Source organism: Chitinophaga eiseniae (assembly GCF_012641265.1).
In the GTDB taxonomy this organism is placed as follows: Bacteria; Bacteroidota; Bacteroidia; order Chitinophagales; family Chitinophagaceae; genus Chitinophaga; species Chitinophaga eiseniae_A.
Window position 1 is genome coordinate 916,373 of the sequence record NZ_JABAHZ010000002.1, and the last position, 18,989, is coordinate 935,361.

Here is an 18,989-nt window from a genome sequence, read left to right on the forward strand (position 1 = left end):
TATCTTTCACACCAGAGGGAGGACACTCCAGGTGTGAATTTTCAATAATACCAACAATTATGTTAGAAGAATCAGCACTGAATGCGTTTATCAGGAGCGCACTGGCAGAAGATATAGGAAGCGGCGACCATTCTACCCTGGCTTCTATTTCGCCTACCGCCAAAGGAAGGGCGGTATTAAAAATAAAGGAAGATGGCATACTCGCAGGTATGGAAGTTGCTGAGGCAATTTTCAGGTGGTTGGATATGTATACCATGTTCACACCACATAAGCAAGACGGTGATGCTATGAAAGCGGGCGAAACAGCCTTTGAGGTAACCGCAGCCGTGCATACCTTATTGATGGCGGAAAGACTGGTACTCAACTGTATGCAACGCATGAGCGGGATTGCTACCCTTACCCACCAGTACGTGGAAAAGTTGAAAGGATATCATACCCGGATACTCGACACCCGGAAAACAACCCCCAATTTCCGCATGCTGGAGAAAGAAGCAGTTCGTATAGGCGGTGGCGTTAATCACCGCATCGGGTTGTACGATATGGTAATGCTGAAAGATAACCATATCGACTTTTCCGGTGGCATCACTGCAGCAGTTACTAAAACGGTGGCCTATCTCAAAGAACGGCAGCTACCCCTGAAAATTGAAGTGGAAACACGTAACCTCGATGATGTAAAAGAAGTGCTGGCAGTAGGGCAAATCGACCGGATTATGCTCGACAACTTTACTCCGGCAGATATTGTTAAAGCATTGGAACTGATCAACGGCCGGTTTGAAACAGAAGCATCCGGCGGCATTACCCTGGATACCCTGGAAACTTACGCAAAAACAGGCGTAGATTATATCTCCGTGGGCGCCATCATACACCATGCGGTGAGCCTGGATCTGAGCCTCAAAGCAATTATTCTATAAAACGGTTTTTTTGAAGAAGATACTATTTATCATTAACCGCAAGGCTGGAACTGACCGGGAAAAACGGTTGGAAGGAGCTATCAGGCAATATTTGCCAGAAAGCCAGTTTGAAGTAAACATCGCCTGGCTCGCTTACCTGGGCCATGGCGCCGACCTGGCAAGAGAGGCCGTGCAAAACGGGGTTCATACGGTAGTAGCAGTGGGAGGCGATGGCTCTATTAATGAGATAGCGCAAGGCCTGGTGGGGAGTAATACAGCGATGGCCATCCTGCCCCTGGGCAGCGGCAACGGGCTTGCCCGGGCATTGAAGATTCCATTGGATATCAATAAAGCCCTGCAGCTGATCGTCAGGAATAAACAACGACCTATCGACGTAGGATATGCCAATGAACACCTCTTTCTCAGCAATGCCGGCGTAGGCTTCGATGCACTGATAGCCGAACAATTCAGGCATAATACCAAACGCGGATTGTCGGGCTATGCCAAGCTGGTACTGAGAAGTTTTAGTAGCTACGACCCCGCAGAATATGATATCGATATTGATGGCAAAACGATTCAAACAAAAGCATTTTTGTTGACGGTAGCCAACGGTAACCAGTTTGGTTATGAATTTAAACTGGCACCCAAGGCCAGCGTATTTGACGGGCAGCTCGACTTATGCGTAATGCCCCCTGTAGGTGTACTGAGCCTGGTGCCTGTCAGCGTTTTTTCTCTCTTGGGAAATATCGATAAAACCCGCTATCTGCAACACTTTACGGGTAAGGATATTACCATACGCAGCCAACAGCTGGAATATCTGCAGGTAGATGGCGATGCAGTACCGCTTTCAGAAAAAGGCATGGTGCGTATCCGCATACAGCCTAAGGCTATCAACTTAATTGTAAACGAGTAACCTTTAAATATTTTAAAGAGATGTCGAAAAAGAAAAATACATCAGGTAATGGGATTGTATATTCCACTGATCCAAACTTTTCATTCGAGCCGGAGCAAGAGGAAGTAACTGAAACACTGGCACCCGCCAACCAGGTGCTGAGAGTAACACTCGACAAAAAACAACGCGCAGGAAAAGTAGTGACGCTGATTACCGGGTTTGTTGGTAAAGAGGAAGATCTCGAAAAACTGGGAAAGGAATTAAAAACCAAATGTGGTACCGGCGGTAGTGTAAAGGATGGTGAAATCCTTATCCAGGGCGACTATAAAGAGAAAGTTATAAAATGGCTCCAGGACTGGGGGTATAAAAAAACAAAATAGCCTTTAGCCTTTCACCAAAGGCTAAAGGCTAAAAACATTATCTGTTTACCAGTTTCATACCACCTTCTGTATAACGGAGCCCGGATACGGCATGCTGTTGCAAGATCTGTTCAATGGCTGTCAGATCCGCTGCTGATAAATTAATGTCTGCTGCAGCTGCATTTTCCAGTAAATATTTCCTGCGTTTAGTTCCTGGAATAGGAATGATATCGTCTCCCTGTGCCAGCAACCATGCGAGTGATAACTGTGCCGCAGTAATCCCTTTCTCTTTTGCAAATGCTTCCAGCGCATTCACCATACGTAAATTCTGTTCGAGATTACCTTCCTGGAAACGTGGTAAATTATTGCGAAAATCTTCTTTGCTCAGGGATGCCTGGCTGTTGATAGCGCCAGTGGAAAGCCCTCTGCCCAGTGGGCTGTAGGCCACCAGGCTAATGTCCAGCTCACGGGTGGTAGCTAGAATTTCTTCCTCAATATCGCGGGTAAACAGGGAGTATTCTGTTTGCAATGCAGCAATAGGATGCACCGCCTGTGCCCTGCGGATAGAATCTACGCCTGCTTCAGATAAACCGAGGTAACGTACCTTTCCTTCTTTTACCAGTTCAGCCATAGCACCTACTGTATCTTCTACCGGTACGGTATCATCTATGCGGTGGGTATAATAGAGGTCGATTACATCAACGTTCAATCGCTTTAAGCTGGCTTCACAAGCCTGTTTAATATATTTGGGAGAGCCATCAAAGTAATAGGTATTATCTTCTTTAAACCTGAATCCGAATTTAGTAGCGAGGAAAACTTTATCTCTCCTGGTAGCTAATATTTTTGACAATAAAATTTCATTCGCTCCCTGGCCATACATATCGGCGGTGTCCCAGAAATTAATGCCTGATTCCAGCGCCAGTTCCAATGTGGCTAATGATTCCTTTTCATTGAAATCCTGGCTGCTGCCGTACGCAAATGACATACCCATGCAACCCAGTCCTATCGCAGATATTGATTCTCCTGTCTTTCCTAATTTTCTGTACTGCATATTGTTTTGTTTTAGAGTGATACAAAAGTAGGTATCAATACAGGAGCAGTAATTGTAGGAAACAAAGTATTAATTGTTAATATCAAAGGGCGTTATTGTGCCCGGTACACATGAGGAGAAACACCACTATGATTTTTAAAGAAGTGAGTAAAGTTGCCAGGATCCTCAAACCCAAGACACCAGGCTATTTCGGAAATTTGCCAATCGGTATGGATCAGCAATAAGCGGGCTTCCAGCAACATACGCTGACGGATATGCTCGCTGACGGTACGGCCAGTAGCCTGTTTTACAGAGGCATTTAAATGATTGGGATGTGTATTTAATACCTGGGCAAACTCTTTGGCTGTTTTAAGACCGAGCTGACTATGTGTATACTCAATTGGGAATTGTTTTTCCAGCCTGTCGGTAAAGCGATGGGCCAATACCTGCGCTGCCGTAAGCTGGCGCTGCGGCGCGGTAAACTGGGTCGACAACCGTTTTCCCTCTAACAGGAGCAGTTTGAGGTAAATAAGAATCGCTTCATGTTTAAAAGCCGCATTCTCATTGTATTCTCTCAATAATTGCCGGAAAATAGACTGGATATAACTACACTGTTCATCGGTTAGTTTATATACTGCCTGGGCCCCCATTTGTAACAATGGATGTAGCAACAGGTTTTCCTGGTGATTGGTCTGCGCTTCAAACAACAGGTCGGTAAACAGGCAGAAGTAACCCTCCTGCTCTTCAGAAGTAGCACGCCATGTTTTTAATTCAAATGGATTAATAAATATTAAAGTAGGCCCATCTACTTCATAGCGCTGTTCTCCCATCGTAAAAATACCACTGCCTTTACTGATGAAACTGATCTTGTAATAATCCCGCCGGCTGGCGGTTACTTCATCCACACAGCTATGGTCCGCCCTTTCCTGTACCGCAAAACTCCCGCGTAGCGGAGCTTTTGGGATCATTTCTTTTCGGGTGTACAGGAGGAGGTCGTCGTTGAAGTCGTTGATTGTTTTCAATCCAATGGAAGCATTTTTATTGGTAGACATATTCCAAATTTAGGCAATTTCGAATGAATTTTTTTGCAGGTGGATAACAGCAATGTTAAGTTTTCAGTAGTCTTTATACGCTCAAATGCTTACTGGATAAGGATGATTTGACAAATTGAAACATTGTTGCAATTTCATTTTTGATTAAATAGAAAAAATTTCACAATTTGTTAACGCCTTTATCAACCAAAATCTTGTTATCATCAAGCCCTGATGATTGCTATGTAGAGCGGCCTGCCACATATGCCACCGAACAAGAAACTCTAAAATCCATAGACGGAAATACATTCGTATTTCCGTTTTTTATTTATAAATAGATCACCAGCTTTTTTGTGACGCATTCATTATTATGACAACACCTGTTAGTTCTATCACTATGCCTCCACGTCGTACCTCCCTGTTACTGCTGTTATTAATTGTAATAGTGAAAATGGTTTTTCAATACCTGGTATTGCATCCATATTATGATTTACAAAGAGATGAATTCCTGCACCTGGACCTGGCCAGGCATCTTTCATCGGGATATTTATCAGTACCTCCTTTTACGGCGCTTAACTCAATAGTGATCGGCTGGTTGGGAAATAGTATTTTCTGGATAAAATTTTTTCCTGCTTTGTACGGCGCTTTAACGATGGTGCTGGTATGGAAGATAGTGGAATTGTTGGGTGGTAGCTGGTTTGCCCAGGTGCTGGCAGCACTGGTTTACATTTGTTCTGGTATGTCGCGGGTCAATTTATTGTATCAGCCCAACTCTTTCGATATACTGGCCTGGACATCGTTGTTCTGGTGTTTATTGCAATACTTGCATACCAGTCAATCTAAATGGTTACTATGGATGGGAGTGTTTACAGGGGTTGGTATACTGAATAAATATAATATAGGTTTCCTGGTGGTGGGAATGCTGGGAGGCTTATTATTATCATCTCACCGGAAAATATTCCGGGATAAATACCTTTATATTAGCGGGCTGATAGCCCTGGTGATCATTGCTCCCAATATCATCTGGCAATTACAGCATGGGTTGCCGGTTATTCATCATATGAAAGAGCTCAATGAAAATCAGCTGGTGCATGTAAGCCGGTTGAATTTCATCAAAGACCAGTTTATTTTCTTCATTGGTGGCGCCTTTATCGTGGTAGCAGCCTTTATGGGGTTGATTTTTCACAAGCCATTCCGGCCATACCGGGTAGTTTTATTGATATATGGCATAACGATTTTTCTGTTTACGTATTTACATGCTAAAAGCTATTATTCCCTGGGCTTGTACCCTGTGTTGCTGGCCTTTGGAAGTGTTTACTGGGATAGGATTTTTACCCATGATTGGACACACAGGCTGCGGATACTATGGGTAGCGGCGATTATTGTGCCGTTTGCTTTGTTATTGAATGCTGTTTTCCCGGTATTATTGCCGGCCCAGATACAACAGAAGGCAGCGAAGTTTCAGACGCTGGGCGTGTTGCGCTGGGAAGATGGTAAAGACCATGCTTTGCCCCAGGATTTTGCGGACATGCTGGGATGGCAGGAAATGGCCGCCATGGCGTTACAGGCATGGGAACAGATACCGAAGGCCGACCAGCCCTACACGTTGGTGCTTTGCGAAAATTACGGAGAAGCAGGCGCCCTGAACTTTTATAATAAAGGAAAGATGCCGGAAGCGGTAGCCTTTGACGCGGACTATGTATTCTGGTTCCCCCAAATGGATACGCTGCGCTATATTATTAAAATCGGGCCAGCGCCGGATGAAAAAGCCAGGAGGTATATTAGCCAGGTACAACAAACCGGCGCCCTCCAGGATACTCTTTGCCGCGAATATGCCTTTGGCATTCGTGCCTACCTGTTATCCGGTTTATCACCAGAGTTACCAGCGCTGATACAACAGCGGTTGGCCAAGAAACAGGAGAGCTACCAGGATGGTATGAAATAAGCTGCCTGTTAGCGGTGGAGTATGAATTCTATTTCTCCGAATCCCAATTGCAGGATTTCACCTTCCCTTTCCAGGCATAGATGCCCATCTGGGAGCACATCGCGGATAATGCCCTCAAAGATTTGACCGTCCTTCCGGTAGAGGCCAGGTTGTTGCCACCGGAAAAGCCGGGTGGTATATTCCCGGAGCAGGGCTTCATAGTTAGCCGGGATTAACTGTTGGATCCTTTTATCGAGAAAGGTACAGAGTTCCCGGGCCAGGTCGGCTGCTTCCCGGACTTTGCCGGTAATTTGCCGGAGGGAAACGGCGTTGGGAAGATCAGGCGGGAAGGCTGCCTGGTTAATGTTAAGTCCTATGCCAATAATGGCATATTGCCAGACATTTCCTCTTAATACATTCTCAATCAGGATGCCGCCTGCCTTTCTGTCACGCCAATAAATATCATTTGGCCACTTGATGATAGTTTCATCACCGGCATAGCTGGTAAAGAAATCGCAGGTAGCGAGGGCTACAGTGACGCTTAACATAAATTGCCTGGAAAGGGGTAGCATCGCTGGTTGGAGGGCAATACTGAGGGCGCTGATATCGCCGGGTTGAGCCATCCATTGTTTCCCGCGGGTTCCTTTTCCCGCGGTTTGATTGCTTGTAAACCAGGCTGTACCGGATGTCACCTGCCCGGAATTTACCTGCTCCATGGCATAGTTATTGGTGCTGTCAACTTCTGTTAATACCTTGAACGGGTGTCCTATCACATGAATCTTTTTTAGTCTGTATATCTGGCCCGAAAAGTAATTCATTTTATTATTTAATTAACATTTTCAGGAGGCCCGGAGGCGATATTAAACATGTTATATTACTGCTTGTTTAGTAACTTTGACAATTAAAGATTATTTTTAACAAAAACGAGATTTATTGGCACCCTTAACCGTTCTGAGCACGAGAAAGAAGGCGCAGTCACGCCTGACCAGAGAAAGTGAAATTTTTACCACCATCATCAAGGCCATACAGGATAAGAAGGGGGAAAATATCGTATCCCTGGATCTACGCCAGATTCCTGAAGCTGTGGCCGATTTCTTTATCATATGTGAAGCCAATTCCGGCACCCAGGTGAAAGCCATTGCTGATTATGTGTCAGAGCAGGTGGAGCTGCAGACATCAGAGGAACCGTATAAGCACGAAGGATTTAGTTCGCAAAACTGGGTTTTGGTGGATTATGTGAATGTTGTTGTTCATATATTCCAACCTGAAAACAGGAAATTCTATAATCTGGAGGAAATGTGGAGCGATGCCGATAGAATGGACCACATAGAAAACTGAGTATAACAGTTGTTTTAGAATTTAATTATTCATATTATTCTGATTGCAATAAATATCCGTAAAGGAGCGTAAGATTATGGAAAAAGGAGGCAATAACTTCAACAAGGGTTCAGAGAAATCACCTAAGAAAGGACCGAAGTTCAATATATACTGGGTATATGCCTTTATTGGTGTAGCCCTGCTCGCAATGAACATTTTTGGCGATTTCAAGTCCCCCACCAAAGAAATCTCCTTCCAGGAGTTTCAGGTAAATTATCTGAAACCCGGAGATGTAGATAAGCTGGTGGTTGTAAACAAGAAATATGTAGAAGTCTACATAAAAGCAGACTCTTTAAAAGAAGCTAAGTTTAACGGCGTTAACAAGAGCAGATTTGGAGGTGATAACCCCGGTCCGCATTTCCGTTTTACGATAGGCAGTGAGGAGAGTTTTAAGAAAGATATTGACAAAGCCCAGGAAGGTATCCCGGTAGAGAACCAGGTAAAGATATCTTACGATGAGCGCCAAAGCTGGTTTGAGCCAATATTCCAGCTGTTGTTGCCAATTATCCTGATCATTGGCTTATGGATATTGCTGATGCGGAAAATGGGCGGTCCTGCTGGTGGCAGCGGTGGCCCGGGTGGTATCTTCAATATCGGTAAATCCAAAGCTACCCTGTTCGACAAAGGCACCCGTGTGAATATCACTTTCAACGACGTAGCCGGATTGGATGAAGCGAAGGTAGAAGTAATGGAAATCGTGGATTTCCTGAAGAATCCTAAAAAATATACCTCCCTGGGAGGTAAAATTCCTAAAGGTGCATTACTGGTAGGTCCTCCGGGAACTGGTAAAACCCTGCTGGCGAAAGCGATGGCAGGAGAAGCACAGGTTCCTTTCTTCTCTATGTCCGGTTCCGACTTTGTGGAACTGTTCGTAGGGGTGGGCGCCAGCCGTGTACGCGACTTGTTTAAACAAGCCCGTGAGAAAGCGCCTTGTATCATTTTCATCGATGAAATTGATGCGATTGGCCGCGCCAGGGGTAAGAACGTGATGATGAGCAACGATGAACGGGAAAATACCCTGAACCAGTTGCTGGTAGAAATGGATGGTTTCGGAACAGACAGTGGTATCATTATCCTGGCTGCTACCAACCGCCCCGATGTACTGGATAGCGCATTATTACGTCCAGGCCGTTTCGACCGTCAGATCTCTATCGATAAACCAGATCTGGCCGGAAGGGAAACCATTTTTGAAGTACACCTGAAGCCCATCAAAACCTCCCCTAACCTGGATGTGAAGAAACTGGCTTCTATGACCCCTGGCTTTGCCGGTGCAGATATCGCTAACGTATGTAACGAAGCTGCCCTGATTGCGGCCCGTAAGGGTAAAATGCAGGTGGAAATGGATGACTTCAACGATGCCATTGACCGTGTAATCGGTGGTTTGGAAAAGAAGAATAAGATCATTTCTCCGGAAGAAAAAGAAGTCATTGCTTACCATGAAGCAGGTCACGCTATCTGTGGCTGGCACCTGGAACATGCTAACCCATTGGTGAAAGTAACCATCGTTCCCCGTGGCGTAGCAGCACTTGGTTATGCGCAATATCTCCCGAAAGAACAATACCTGTACAATACTGAACAACTGCTCGATGATATCTGCATGACCCTTGGCGGACGTGCGGTAGAAGAGCTGGTATTTGGTAAAATTTCTACCGGCGCACAAAACGACCTGCAGGTAATTACCCGTATGGCCTATGCAATGGTAACCGTATATGGTATGAACGATAAAGTGGGTAATGTATCTTTCTACGATCCCAACAGCGACCAGTCATTCACTAAGCCTTACTCTGAAGAAACATCTAAGATGATTGATGATGAAGTAAGAAAACTGATTGCTGCCGCTTATGTCAGAACAAAAGACCTGTTGACCGAAAAAATGGACCAGGTAAAGATACTGGCAGAAGAGCTGTTGAAGAAAGAAGTGTTATACCAGGCCGACCTGGAAAGACTGATCGGTAAACGTCCATACGACGTACACCGGGAACATCCACTGAATAAAGAAGGTATGACTACTGATGGCGTTCATCCGTCAGATATCATCAACCCTTCTCCATCACCAGCTAATGCGTAAATAGCGATATGAAGATTTCTCCTGCTAAGGAAAATATTCTGAAGAGAGTACGGAATGCGTTAAGTCAGTCAGTACAGTTGCCCTTCCCAAATTCGGAGGGCAACTCGTCTGTTTTCAGAACTGAGAATGAGAGCCTTGAATTAAAGTTTGCAGAGGAATTTAGCCGCTTGCAGGGGAAGTTTGTTTACTGTACCAGCAAAGGCGAAATGATGGATAGTTTGCGCGCGCTTTGTGAAAATAAAGAGTGGCACAACGTATACTGTCAAACGCCTGCCCTGTTGAAAACGATTCGTCCGGAAGAACTGCCGGTGTTAAACCAGGGCTCTATGCACGAAGCGGATGCTGCTATCACAGATTGTGAATACCTGGTAGCCCGGACAGGTATGGTGGTATTGAGTGCTGCCCAGCCCAGCGGAAGGGCTTTACCCGTATATGCACCGGTGCACATTATGATCGCCTATACACACCAACTGGTTTTTGACCTGAAGGATGCACTCAGTAAACTGAGGGATAAATATGGCAACGACCTCCCGTCGGCCATTTCATTTGCCACAGGTCCGAGCCGTACAGCCGACATCGAAAAAACATTGGTGGTCGGTATTCACGGCCCCAAAGAAGTATACGTATTTTTAGTAGACGAGTAGATAAAACAGCTTTTAGTATTTAGCCATTATGCTTTGGTGAAACAAACGATTTTCGTTTTTTCACCAGCCGGTAACGCTAAATACTAAAAGCTTCATAATTTTAAGAATGGACATTCATTTACCAGCCCGAAAGAAAGTATATTTTGCCTCTGATTTTCATCTGGGAGTTCCTAATGCCGCTGCCAGCCGGGAACGGGAAAAGCTGTTGTTACAATGGCTCGACCAGGTGGAGGCAGATGCAGCGCATATTTTCCTGGTAGGTGATATTTTCGACTTCTGGTTTGAATATAAACACGTGATCCCGAAAGGGTATACCCGTATATTAGGCAGGCTGGCAACATTGAGCGATAAAGGTATTGGCATCTCTGTATTTATCGGCAATCATGATATGTGGATGAATGGATATTTTGAAGATGAACTGAATATCCCTGTATATTATGAACCACAGACCTATACCATAGGCGCCAAAAAGTTTTATATAGGTCATGGCGATGGCCTGGGACCTGGTGATCATGGGTATAAAATGCTCAAGAAGGTTTTCAGGAACCCCGTTTGTCGTTGGTTATTTTCTGCTATCCATCCATGGGTGGGGATCTCCCTGGCCAATTATTTCAGCCGTAAGAGCCGTGCTGCAGCCGGACAGGAGCTGGAACATTTCCTGGGCGCAGAAAATGAATGGCTGGCTATTTATAGCAAGGAAATATTGCAAAAAGAACACTTCGATTATTTCATATTTGGCCACCGGCATTTGCCGTTGGACATTCCATTACAGGAAGGCAGTCGCTACATCAACCTGGGCGACTGGCTGAATTACTTCTCCTATGCCGTTTTTGATGGCAATGATGTGGAACTCAAATTTTTTACAGAGGCAGGTGCACGGGCCGCCAGATCAGGCGTCGAGAATCTCGTGCAGGATAGGCGGTGAGTGGAGCTCTGTGAAATCCGCTAAATGCAACCGGAAGAAATCCAGGTAAGCATATAATAATTTTCTTCTTCTTTCTTTATTCATGGTAATAGCCGCCAGGTGCTGTATTTCTTTACACTGTACCAGCTGATCTGTTAACTCACTATTTTGTGGATCGAGGTGGTTGGGATGATGTGGGGGCAGGTCGGTAAAATGGCCTTCCTGCAAATCTACATAGGGCGTGTATTCTGAAAAGCGGCCATTGAGCCGGAATCCGAGGTGCTCCCCTGTTTTCAGGGTAAAGTAGAGCGGAAGGTTGGCTACTACCGGCATGGGAGCTACATCCAGCAGTTGTAGTATGTTTTCCGTAAAATAATAGAGTTCCAGGTTCTGCTCGGGCTGCTTCAGGCATTTCTGGAGTAGCTCAATCATATATAAGGCCACCGTATTCTTCACTACGTTCAGGTGTACCGTGGTAAAAATATATCCCAGCTTAAATTCTGAAATGCGTTGAAGATTGCGGCTTTCATGGTGATAGACCACCAATTCCAGGATATTGCCCAGCTGGAGCAGGTTTCCCTTGGCAGCCCTGGGCTTGGAAGAACGCGCTCCGTTAACCATATAGGACTGCACGCCAAAAAGTTCCGTGAACATGGTCACGATCAGGCTGGTATCGCCATATTTTACCGTGCGTAATACGATGCCGCGTGTTTTGTGAAGCAATTTTTCAGCAATTTATAAAGGTTGCAAGTTAATATAAACGGGAGATACCTGCTGCGGTAGGCTGGCCAGGGCCGAAAAATGAGAGGATGACAGCTAGAAGTGAAAACCCGCCGGCTGGTAGCTAAAACCGGGCAGCTCATCGCTGTTGGTTAACAGCCAATAGCTATTTTGATTACCTTTACGCCCATTATAAAAAAAGAAAATCCTTATGTGGCAACGTTTAGCAGGCTTTGTGCTAAAATATCGATTATTGCTTCTACTTCTATTGCTCGCCGGTACCGGCGTGATGGGTTATTATGCCAGTAAGGTACAAATGTCTTACGATTACGTGGCTACCATTCCACATGACAACCCCAAATTTCTTGAGTACCAGGAATTTAAACAAAAATTTGGCGGGGATGGTAATGTGCTCATGCTTGCGGTGCAGACAGATAAATTTTTTCAGGCAGATTTTTTCAAGGACTATGTTCAGCTGAACAAGGACATGAAGAATGTTTTTGCCGTGGAGAATATTATGAGTGTGCCAATGGCCATCAACCTGGTAAAAAATGACAGTACCCAGAAGCTGGAAGCTAACCTGCTTTTCAAGGGCGATTTGGGCAACCAGGTGGTGATCGACAGCTTATCCAGGGTATTTAACACCCTCCTGTTTTATAAGGGACTGTTGTACAACCCCGATTCGCATGCCTATCTCATGGCTATTTATGTGAATAAGGATGTATTTAATTCCCCTAAGCGCACTGGCGTGGTAAAGGAAATTACCAAGCTGGCCAACGCTTTCCAGGAAAAGCAGCATACCGAAGTACATTTGAGCGGATTGCCGCTTATTCGTACGGCCATGGCCGTTAAAGTGGCAGACGAGCTGAAGTTGTTTCTCAAAATCTCCTTCCTCCTGACAGGGCTAATATTATTCTTGTTTTTCAGGTCCTTCAGCGCAGTGCTGATGTCTATGATTGTAGTGGCCATTGGGGTGATCTGGTCGGTAGGTACCATTGTACTGATGGGTTATAAGATTACTTTGCTGACAGGACTGATTCCCTCGTTGATTGTAGTAATAGGGATTCCGAACTGTGTGTACTTTTTGAGTAAGTACCATACTGCGTATGCGAAGGATGCCAATAAAACCCGGGCATTGGTGCATATGATACAGCGTATGGGGATTGTAACGCTGTTTACCAACCTTACGGCGGCTATTGGTTTTGGGGTATTCTGCTTTACCAACAGCGCCATCCTGAAGGAGTTTGGCGTAGTAGCGGGGCTGAATATTATGTTCATCTTCCTGATCTCGTTTATTTTCCTGCCCTCTGTGCTCAGTTATTTACCGGCGCCCAAGAGCAAACATACAGACTACCTGGAGAACCGCTTCTTTGCAGCCGTATTAGATTTTCTGACAACGCTGGTATTCAAATACCGGCCATGGGTATATGGGGTGAGCGTGATAGCGGTAGTATTGGCCATTGTGGGCATGGGCCGTTTGCAATCAGTGGGATATATGCTGGATGATATCCCGCATACCGACAAGCTATATACCGATTTGAAGTTTTTGGAAACCAATTTCAAGGGTGTAATGCCATTGGAGATTGCAGTAGATACAAAGAGGAAGAACGGTGTGATTAGCCTGCAAACACTGAACAGGCTGGATAAATTAACCCAACTGATCAGCTCTCAGCCTGATTTTGGTCGTCCTTTATCAGTGGTAGAAGGGATTAAATTTGCCAAGCAGGCCTATTTTAGTGGGGATAGCTCCAACTATGCGGTGCCGAATGAGTTTGATCTCGGCTTCCTGGCGCCTTATCTCCGGATGAAGGGTAACAGCAATGCCACGGGAGCTACTTCTACGTTCAGTAAGCTGGTATCTTCTTTTATGGATAGTACTAAGCAGGTAGCGAGGCTGAGTGTAAATATGAAGGATGTAGGATCGCAGAAACTGCCAGTGTTGCTGGACTCCCTGCGGCCGAAAGTAACGGAGATCTTTGATACGGCGCATTACAGAGTTACTTTTACTGGTACCAGTGTAATATTCCAGGAAGGTACACGCTTTATCATCAATGGGCTGATGGAGAGTATTATCCTGGCTTTTGTGCTGATTATGCTGTGTATGCTGTACTTGTTCCGTTCGTGGAGAATGCTGATCATATCACTGATTCCGAATGTGATTCCGCTGGTGGTAACGGCGGGTGTAATGGGCTGGGTAGGCGTGGCGCTGAAGCCTTCTACGGTGTTGGTATTTAGTGTGGCATTGGGGATAGCCATTGACGTTACTATCCGTTTCCTGGTTAACTTTAAGCAGGAGCTGCCACGCCATGATTTTGATATCAGTGCTACAGTGAAACAGACCATACATGAAACCGGCTTGAGCATTATTTATACATCTGCCATTTTGTTTGCCGGCTTTATGATTTTCAGTTTTTCAGAGTTTGGCGGTACTAAGGCATTGGGTTGGCTCACATCGCTTACGCTGGTAGTGGCTATGATTACCAATCTGACTATCTTGCCGGCTTTGTTATTGTGGATGGAAAAGGCGTTGCTGAAGAAGGCGAGGAAGAAAGAGTTGTGGAAAACGCTGGATGAGGAGGAAGATATCGACATAGCGCAATTAGGTATCAGCGACAAGGAGTAACTTTAGGACTTATCATAAAGGTTATCGGGGTTAACACAGGCGGTAAAAGTAGCCATGTGTTAACCCCGATGGCGTTTCAGGAGCTGTATTTCGCAGTGGATGCTAAATGTTTAGCTAAAATGGACAAAAAAACGCCTTGAAATAATCTAGTGGACAACATTCAAATACCCTTATCACCGCTTGTAAAAAAGGAGGGGGTATTATAATGAAAAAGTATGAGGTTTATAACGCCATTCTAACCACATAGTTCATGAAAAATAAGTTCTTAAAGGGCGCTCATTTATCTGAGCGCAAGTTTAAGGAGATCTTGCGGCTATTTGCCGATGATCTGACTGCGACCCAGATAGCCAATATCAGTGGTGTCAGTAGGGTAACTATCAATAGTTATCTGAAAAAATTAAGACACCAGATAGCCCGCTTTTGTGAATCGCAGCATCCTGCGCCGGTTCCCGTGTTAACCTACGATGTCCGGCAAAGTGACCCTACCCCCGACCACGACAGCGATACGCTGGTGGCAGTAAAGCCGGAAGTAGACCGGATAGTGAAGCCCGTAATCTTCGGTATTTGCCGAACGGCAGACAGGTTACACACCGAAATTCTCCCAGATGTAAGTCGTTCTATGATCCATGCCGCTACACGCGGACGTTCCGTGTTGGAAACGCAGGGTATCTCAGAACGTTTGCGCCGTTTTAACGGGCTGGTAGATTTAGGTCAGTACCGTTTGTATCGTTTAGGTCAAACTTCCGATTCCCATCAGATGGATGATGTAGATGCTTTCTGGGGACTTACCAAGCACCGCCTGGCTAAGTTTAAGGGATTAAACCGTAATACGGCTTATTTACACCTGAAAGAGTGTGAGTACCGGTTTAATCATCGGAACGATGATTTATTTATGGTATTGCTGGAGTTGTTAAAAGCATATCCGCTTACCCTTTGATAAGACATTAGCCCCGCATTATGTGGGGCAACATTAATCTCGATTTAGATTTTGGTTGATGAGCACAGGCGGTATTCTTGCCGCTTGTTTATTATTATGTCCTTACGCTTGTTTTTAATATATAATATGTTAATGTATTGTTAAAGTGATGTTATCCGAATGTTATCGGGAACTTTCCAAGCTTAATTTTTTGTTAATAAATATTATATTTGAAGCCGGTTGAAAATTTGCTAAGGAAACTGCTTATGAGAAAGAAGTTGATTACTTCTGCTGTTGGTTTATTGAATAAATCGCAACAGACGTTGTCAATATTTTATTTATTGTCAATGTATATTACTGTACGCTTGTTATCTCGCCAGCTTTAGAAGCATTCCAACACCATTTAATTTCGACTGAATTATTTAAGGGGAACCAAATGAATTAAGGCCTGGTGCCTTGATAACGATTATTATTTTTTAAGGTTAAGGAAACAACAAAATCATGCTTATGAGGAAAGTTTTATTTCTCCTCTTGTCCGTGCTATTTCTGGGCGGACAGGTCTTTGCGCAAAGCCGCACTGTAACGGGGAGAGTTACTGACGCCAATGATGGCTCAGCTATTCCTGGTGCCAACATTCAAATAAAAGGCACCTCCAAAGGAACCACTACGAATCCGGAAGGTTCCTTCTCTATCCAGGTAGACGCCAACGCTACCCTTATCGTATCCTTTATCGGCTTTGAAGCCAAAGAAGTGCCAGTAGGTAGCGCCGCTACCCTGAACGTAAAACTGAAAACAGATTCCAAGAGTCTGGAAGAAGTAGTTGTAACCGGCTACACTATTGAAAAGAAGGTAAATTCAACGATTGCCTCCACCTCCATCGCCGGTGCCAAAATTAATAACGTTGCCTTACCTGACGTAAACCAGATGCTCCAGGGTAATGCTCCCGGGGTAGCAGTATCTACCAACTCCGGTCAGCCAGGTGCTAAAACAGAAGTACGTATCCGCGGTATCGGATCTATTTCTGCCAGCAACAGCCCGCTGTATGTAGTAGATGGGGTAGTAATTTCTACCGGTGACTTTACCCAGAACACACCCTCCCAGGATGTAATTGCCAACCTGAACCCTGCCGACATTGAAAACGTATCTGTACTGAAAGATGCGTCTGCAACAGCGTTGTACGGTTCCCGCGGTTCCAATGGGGTGATTGTTATCACCACCAAAACCGGCAGAAAGGGGCAAAACAGGATTAACTTCAACGCCAAATACGGTTTCCAGAACCTGGCACATGGCATCGATATGATGAACTCCAGCGAGCTGCTGGCTTATCAGCGCGAAGCAATGAGAAATGCTACCAAGAAAGATGGTACTCCCACTTTCACGGAGGCAGACATCCTGGCTAACCGCCCTGATAAACTGACCAATATCAACACCAACTGGATGAAGGAAGCTTTCCGCACTGGTAAAACCCAGTCCTACGGCATCAACGCCAGCGGAGGAAACGACAAAACCCAGTACTACGCTTCCGGCGACTACTTCAAACAACAAGGTATCCTGATCGGTTCTGATTTCAGCCGCTACAGTGGCCGTTTGAACGTAGATCACAAATTCAACGATAAGTTCGACCTGAGCGTAAAAGTAAATGGTTCCTATACAGATCAGAGAAGCGCCAGCGGTGGTAACTCCTACTCTTCTCCACTGATGGGCGCACTGTCTAACGTACCATATATCCCTTCCCGTGATGCCGCTGGTAACCCTTATAACGGTTATACTGCTGGTCAGCCCGGTTCCACTACCTGGGATGGATTTGCAGGTATTCCTTCCAGCTACGTTCCCATTATCCGTGGTGGTAACTTCCTGAGCACCGTAGACAAGAACTATAACAAGTCTAACAACACCCAGACAGTTTTCAATGCTGCGTTGGGATACAACATTATCGATGGTTTACGCTTCGTGGTAAAAGGTAACGCTGAGTTAACCAATATCCGCGAAAAGCAGTGGACTGCACCCGATTCTTATGATGGTCGTAACTATGGTGGTTACCTGTATAACGTTAACTCTAACATCGCGTTGTACACTACCCAGCAATTGTTGACCTATAACTTCAGCATTGGTAAAGATCATAGCTTCCGTTTGCTGGCTGGTAATGAATATTCTTACCAAACCCGCGTATGGAGCCTCGCCGCAAAGAATGGCTTCCCTAATAGTCAGGCACAGGTGCCAGACGCAGGTGCTAAGTACTTCGACATGGGAGGTGATGAAACCTCTTATGCGTTCCAGGGTATCCTGGCGAAAGCAGACTATGACTATAAATCAAAATATTTCCTGAGCGGTAGCTTCAGAAGGGACGGTTCTTCCCGTTTCCCACAAGACAACCGTTTCGGTAACTTCTACTCTGTAGGTGCTGCATGGCGTATTTCAGAAGAAGAGTTTACTAAAAACATCTCCTGGCTGAGCGACCTGAAACTGCGTTCCAGCTATGGTATTATGGGTAACGCCGAAGGCTTGGGCGACTATCCTTATCAGCCACTCTACAGCCTGAAAGGTGTATATGCCGACGGTTCTGTTGCCTTCCAGAAACAACCTGCCAACACAGCGCTGAGCTGGGAAAAACAAAACCTGTTTGATGTAGGCCTCGACATTAGTGTGCTGAAAAAACGTTTATACGCTGCCGTAGGTTACTACGACAAACGCTCTTCTGCGTTGCTGATGCAGTTGCCACTGTCTATGACCAGCGGTTTTGACGTAATGAACATGAACGTAGGTAAGATGCTGAACCAGGGCTTTGAAGTGACTATTGGTGGTATTCCGGTAGCTACCAAGAATTTCCAGTGGACTTCCGACCTGAACTTCGCTACCCTCCGCAACCGCGTATTATCACTGGGTGGACAACAGTTTATTCCTTCCGGTTCCCGTCAGAGAATTGAAGTAGGCATGCCTTTCGGTTCCTGGTACATGCCGGTATGGGCAGGTGTTGATCCTCAAACAGGCGCAGCTACCTGGGTAGGTGCTGATGGTAAGCCTACTGCTGACTATAATTCAGCCGCAAGAAAGTATGTTGGTCAGGCACTGCCTAAGATCACCGGTGGGTTTACCAACAAATTCAACTATAAAGATTTCGATCTGTCTTTATTCATCACCTTCAGCGCTGGTAACAAAGCTTATAACTACAACCGCTCTTTCCTGGAAAGCGATGGTAACAATACCACCGGTAACCAGGCCAAAGACGCCGGCAGCCACTGGCAGAAACCAGGTGATATTGCCGACAGACCTAAAGTTATCTGGGGCAATGGTACCAACTCCAATGCTTCTTCTACCCGTTACCTGGAAGATATCTCCTATGTTAGGTTGAGAAACGTGACGTTCGGTTACAACCTTCCGAAAAACGTGGTGAGCAGAATGCATATGCAGGGATTAAGAGTATACGCACAGGCAGAAAACCTGTTTACGCTGACTGGCTATAAAGGATGGGATCCGGATATGAACACCAACCCGATTTCTCCAACCAGCACCGCCTCTACAGCTACTACCAATGCGGGTACTGATTTTTACCGTTATCCTACTTCAAGAGTGATCACATTTGGTATCAGTGTAGGCCTGTAATGAAGTAAAAC

General features: G+C 45.3%; 15 protein-coding genes. 11 read left to right on the forward strand and 4 right to left on the reverse strand.

Annotated elements, in window-relative coordinates; all coding sequences use genetic code 11:
• The first annotated feature begins 59 nt into the window (after positions 1–59).
• From nadC to HGH91_RS11415, 3 genes are read left to right on the forward strand one after another with little or no spacing between them, the layout of a single operon-like run.
• Entirely contained in the window at positions 60–911 is an 852-nt protein-coding gene (gene nadC, locus HGH91_RS11405; protein ID WP_168738559.1) for a carboxylating nicotinate-nucleotide diphosphorylase, read from the forward strand.
• A 10-nt stretch (positions 912–921) separates the two neighbouring features.
• Positions 922–1,803 (forward strand): diacylglycerol/lipid kinase family protein, encoded by an 882-nt coding sequence (locus HGH91_RS11410; protein ID WP_168738560.1) that lies wholly within the window; start codon positions 922–924, stop codon positions 1,801–1,803.
• A 20-nt stretch (positions 1,804–1,823) separates the two neighbouring features.
• Complete coding sequence (locus HGH91_RS11415; RefSeq protein WP_168738561.1) at positions 1,824–2,162, forward strand: translation initiation factor; 339 nt, start codon at positions 1,824–1,826, stop codon at positions 2,160–2,162.
• Positions 2,163–2,199: 37 nt separating this feature from the next.
• On the opposite strand, the gene HGH91_RS11420 is transcribed toward HGH91_RS11415, so the two are convergent.
• Together HGH91_RS11420 and HGH91_RS11425 are read right to left on the reverse strand one after the other, a co-directional pair.
• Positions 2,200–3,192, reverse strand: coding sequence for an aldo/keto reductase (locus HGH91_RS11420; protein WP_168738562.1), 993 nt, complete (start codon positions 3,190–3,192; stop codon positions 2,200–2,202).
• Between the two features lie 92 nt (positions 3,193–3,284).
• The gene (locus tag HGH91_RS11425) at positions 3,285–4,223 is read right to left on the reverse strand and encodes an AraC family transcriptional regulator (RefSeq protein ID WP_168738563.1); all 939 of its coding nucleotides are present in this window, start codon (positions 4,221–4,223) and stop codon (positions 3,285–3,287) included.
• 349 nt (positions 4,224–4,572) lie between these two features.
• On the opposite strand from HGH91_RS11425, the gene HGH91_RS11430 reads away from it, so the two are divergent.
• Entirely contained in the window at positions 4,573–6,147 is a 1,575-nt protein-coding gene (locus HGH91_RS11430; protein ID WP_168738564.1) for a glycosyltransferase family 39 protein, read from the forward strand.
• Between the two features lie 8 nt (positions 6,148–6,155).
• On the opposite strand, the gene HGH91_RS11435 is transcribed toward HGH91_RS11430, so the two are convergent.
• Positions 6,156–6,944 carry a biotin--[acetyl-CoA-carboxylase] ligase gene (locus tag HGH91_RS11435; RefSeq protein ID WP_211092262.1) on the reverse strand — a complete coding sequence of 263 codons (789 nt, stop codon included), beginning with the start codon at positions 6,942–6,944 and terminating at the stop codon, positions 6,156–6,158.
• 115 nt (positions 6,945–7,059) lie between these two features.
• Here HGH91_RS11435 and rsfS point away from each other — a divergent pair, with 115 nt between their 5' ends.
• The 4 genes from rsfS to HGH91_RS11455 all read left to right on the forward strand — a co-directional run bounded on the left by rsfS (position 7,060) and on the right by HGH91_RS11455 (position 11,140).
• Positions 7,060–7,464 (forward strand): ribosome silencing factor, encoded by a 405-nt coding sequence (rsfS, locus tag HGH91_RS11440; protein WP_168738565.1) that lies wholly within the window; start codon positions 7,060–7,062, stop codon positions 7,462–7,464.
• Between the two features lie 76 nt (positions 7,465–7,540).
• Entirely contained in the window at positions 7,541–9,571 is a 2,031-nt protein-coding gene (ftsH, locus tag HGH91_RS11445) for an ATP-dependent zinc metalloprotease FtsH (RefSeq protein WP_168738566.1), read from the forward strand.
• 8 nt (positions 9,572–9,579) lie between these two features.
• Positions 9,580–10,215 (forward strand): lactate utilization protein C, encoded by a 636-nt coding sequence (locus HGH91_RS11450; protein WP_168738567.1) that lies wholly within the window; start codon positions 9,580–9,582, stop codon positions 10,213–10,215.
• A 106-nt stretch (positions 10,216–10,321) separates the two neighbouring features.
• On the forward strand, positions 10,322–11,140 hold the full coding sequence (locus HGH91_RS11455) for a UDP-2,3-diacylglucosamine diphosphatase (RefSeq protein WP_211092263.1): 819 nt from the start codon (positions 10,322–10,324) through the stop codon (positions 11,138–11,140).
• Here the strand turns inward: HGH91_RS11455 and recO are convergent.
• A complete protein-coding gene (recO, locus tag HGH91_RS11460) occupies positions 11,105–11,842 on the reverse strand; it encodes a DNA repair protein RecO (protein WP_168738568.1) in 738 nt (245 codons plus the stop codon). The two genes, HGH91_RS11455 and recO, sit on opposite strands and share 36 nt — an antisense overlap.
• Positions 11,843–12,092: 250 nt before the next feature.
• On the opposite strand from recO, the gene HGH91_RS11465 reads away from it, so the two are divergent.
• From HGH91_RS11465 to HGH91_RS11475, 3 genes are all read left to right on the forward strand, one after another.
• Positions 12,093–14,462: an efflux RND transporter permease subunit gene (locus tag HGH91_RS11465; protein ID WP_247651713.1), complete on the forward strand. Its 2,370-nt coding sequence runs from the start codon at positions 12,093–12,095 to the stop codon at positions 14,460–14,462.
• Between the two features lie 250 nt (positions 14,463–14,712).
• Positions 14,713–15,399, forward strand: a complete 687-nt coding sequence (locus HGH91_RS11470) for an IS1595 family transposase (protein WP_168738570.1) — start codon at positions 14,713–14,715, stop codon at positions 15,397–15,399.
• A gap of 486 nt (positions 15,400–15,885) precedes the next feature.
• The gene (locus HGH91_RS11475; protein ID WP_168738571.1) at positions 15,886–18,978 is read left to right on the forward strand and encodes a SusC/RagA family TonB-linked outer membrane protein; all 3,093 of its coding nucleotides are present in this window, start codon (positions 15,886–15,888) and stop codon (positions 18,976–18,978) included.
• Positions 18,979–18,989 lie beyond the last annotated feature (11 nt).

Coding starts and splice junctions, on each gene's coding strand:
- HGH91_RS11415 (WP_168738561.1), top strand. CDS start 1,824: ATGTCGAAAAAGAAAAATACATCAGGTAATGGGATTGTATATTCCACT.
- HGH91_RS11420 (WP_168738562.1), bottom strand. CDS start 3,192: ATGCAGTACAGAAAATTAGGAAAGACAGGAGAATCAATATCTGCGATA.
- HGH91_RS11435 (WP_211092262.1), bottom strand. CDS start 6,944: ATGAATTACTTTTCGGGCCAGATATACAGACTAAAAAAGATTCATGTG.
- HGH91_RS11430 (WP_168738564.1), top strand. CDS start 4,573: ATGACAACACCTGTTAGTTCTATCACTATGCCTCCACGTCGTACCTCC.
- HGH91_RS11470 (WP_168738570.1), top strand. CDS start 14,713: ATGAAAAATAAGTTCTTAAAGGGCGCTCATTTATCTGAGCGCAAGTTT.
- HGH91_RS11450 (WP_168738567.1), top strand. CDS start 9,580: ATGAAGATTTCTCCTGCTAAGGAAAATATTCTGAAGAGAGTACGGAAT.
- ftsH (WP_168738566.1), top strand. CDS start 7,541: ATGGAAAAAGGAGGCAATAACTTCAACAAGGGTTCAGAGAAATCACCT.
- HGH91_RS11475 (WP_168738571.1), top strand. CDS start 15,886: ATGAGGAAAGTTTTATTTCTCCTCTTGTCCGTGCTATTTCTGGGCGGA.
- nadC (WP_168738559.1), top strand. CDS start 60: ATGTTAGAAGAATCAGCACTGAATGCGTTTATCAGGAGCGCACTGGCA.
- HGH91_RS11425 (WP_168738563.1), bottom strand. CDS start 4,223: ATGTCTACCAATAAAAATGCTTCCATTGGATTGAAAACAATCAACGAC.
- HGH91_RS11455 (WP_211092263.1), top strand. CDS start 10,322: ATGGACATTCATTTACCAGCCCGAAAGAAAGTATATTTTGCCTCTGAT.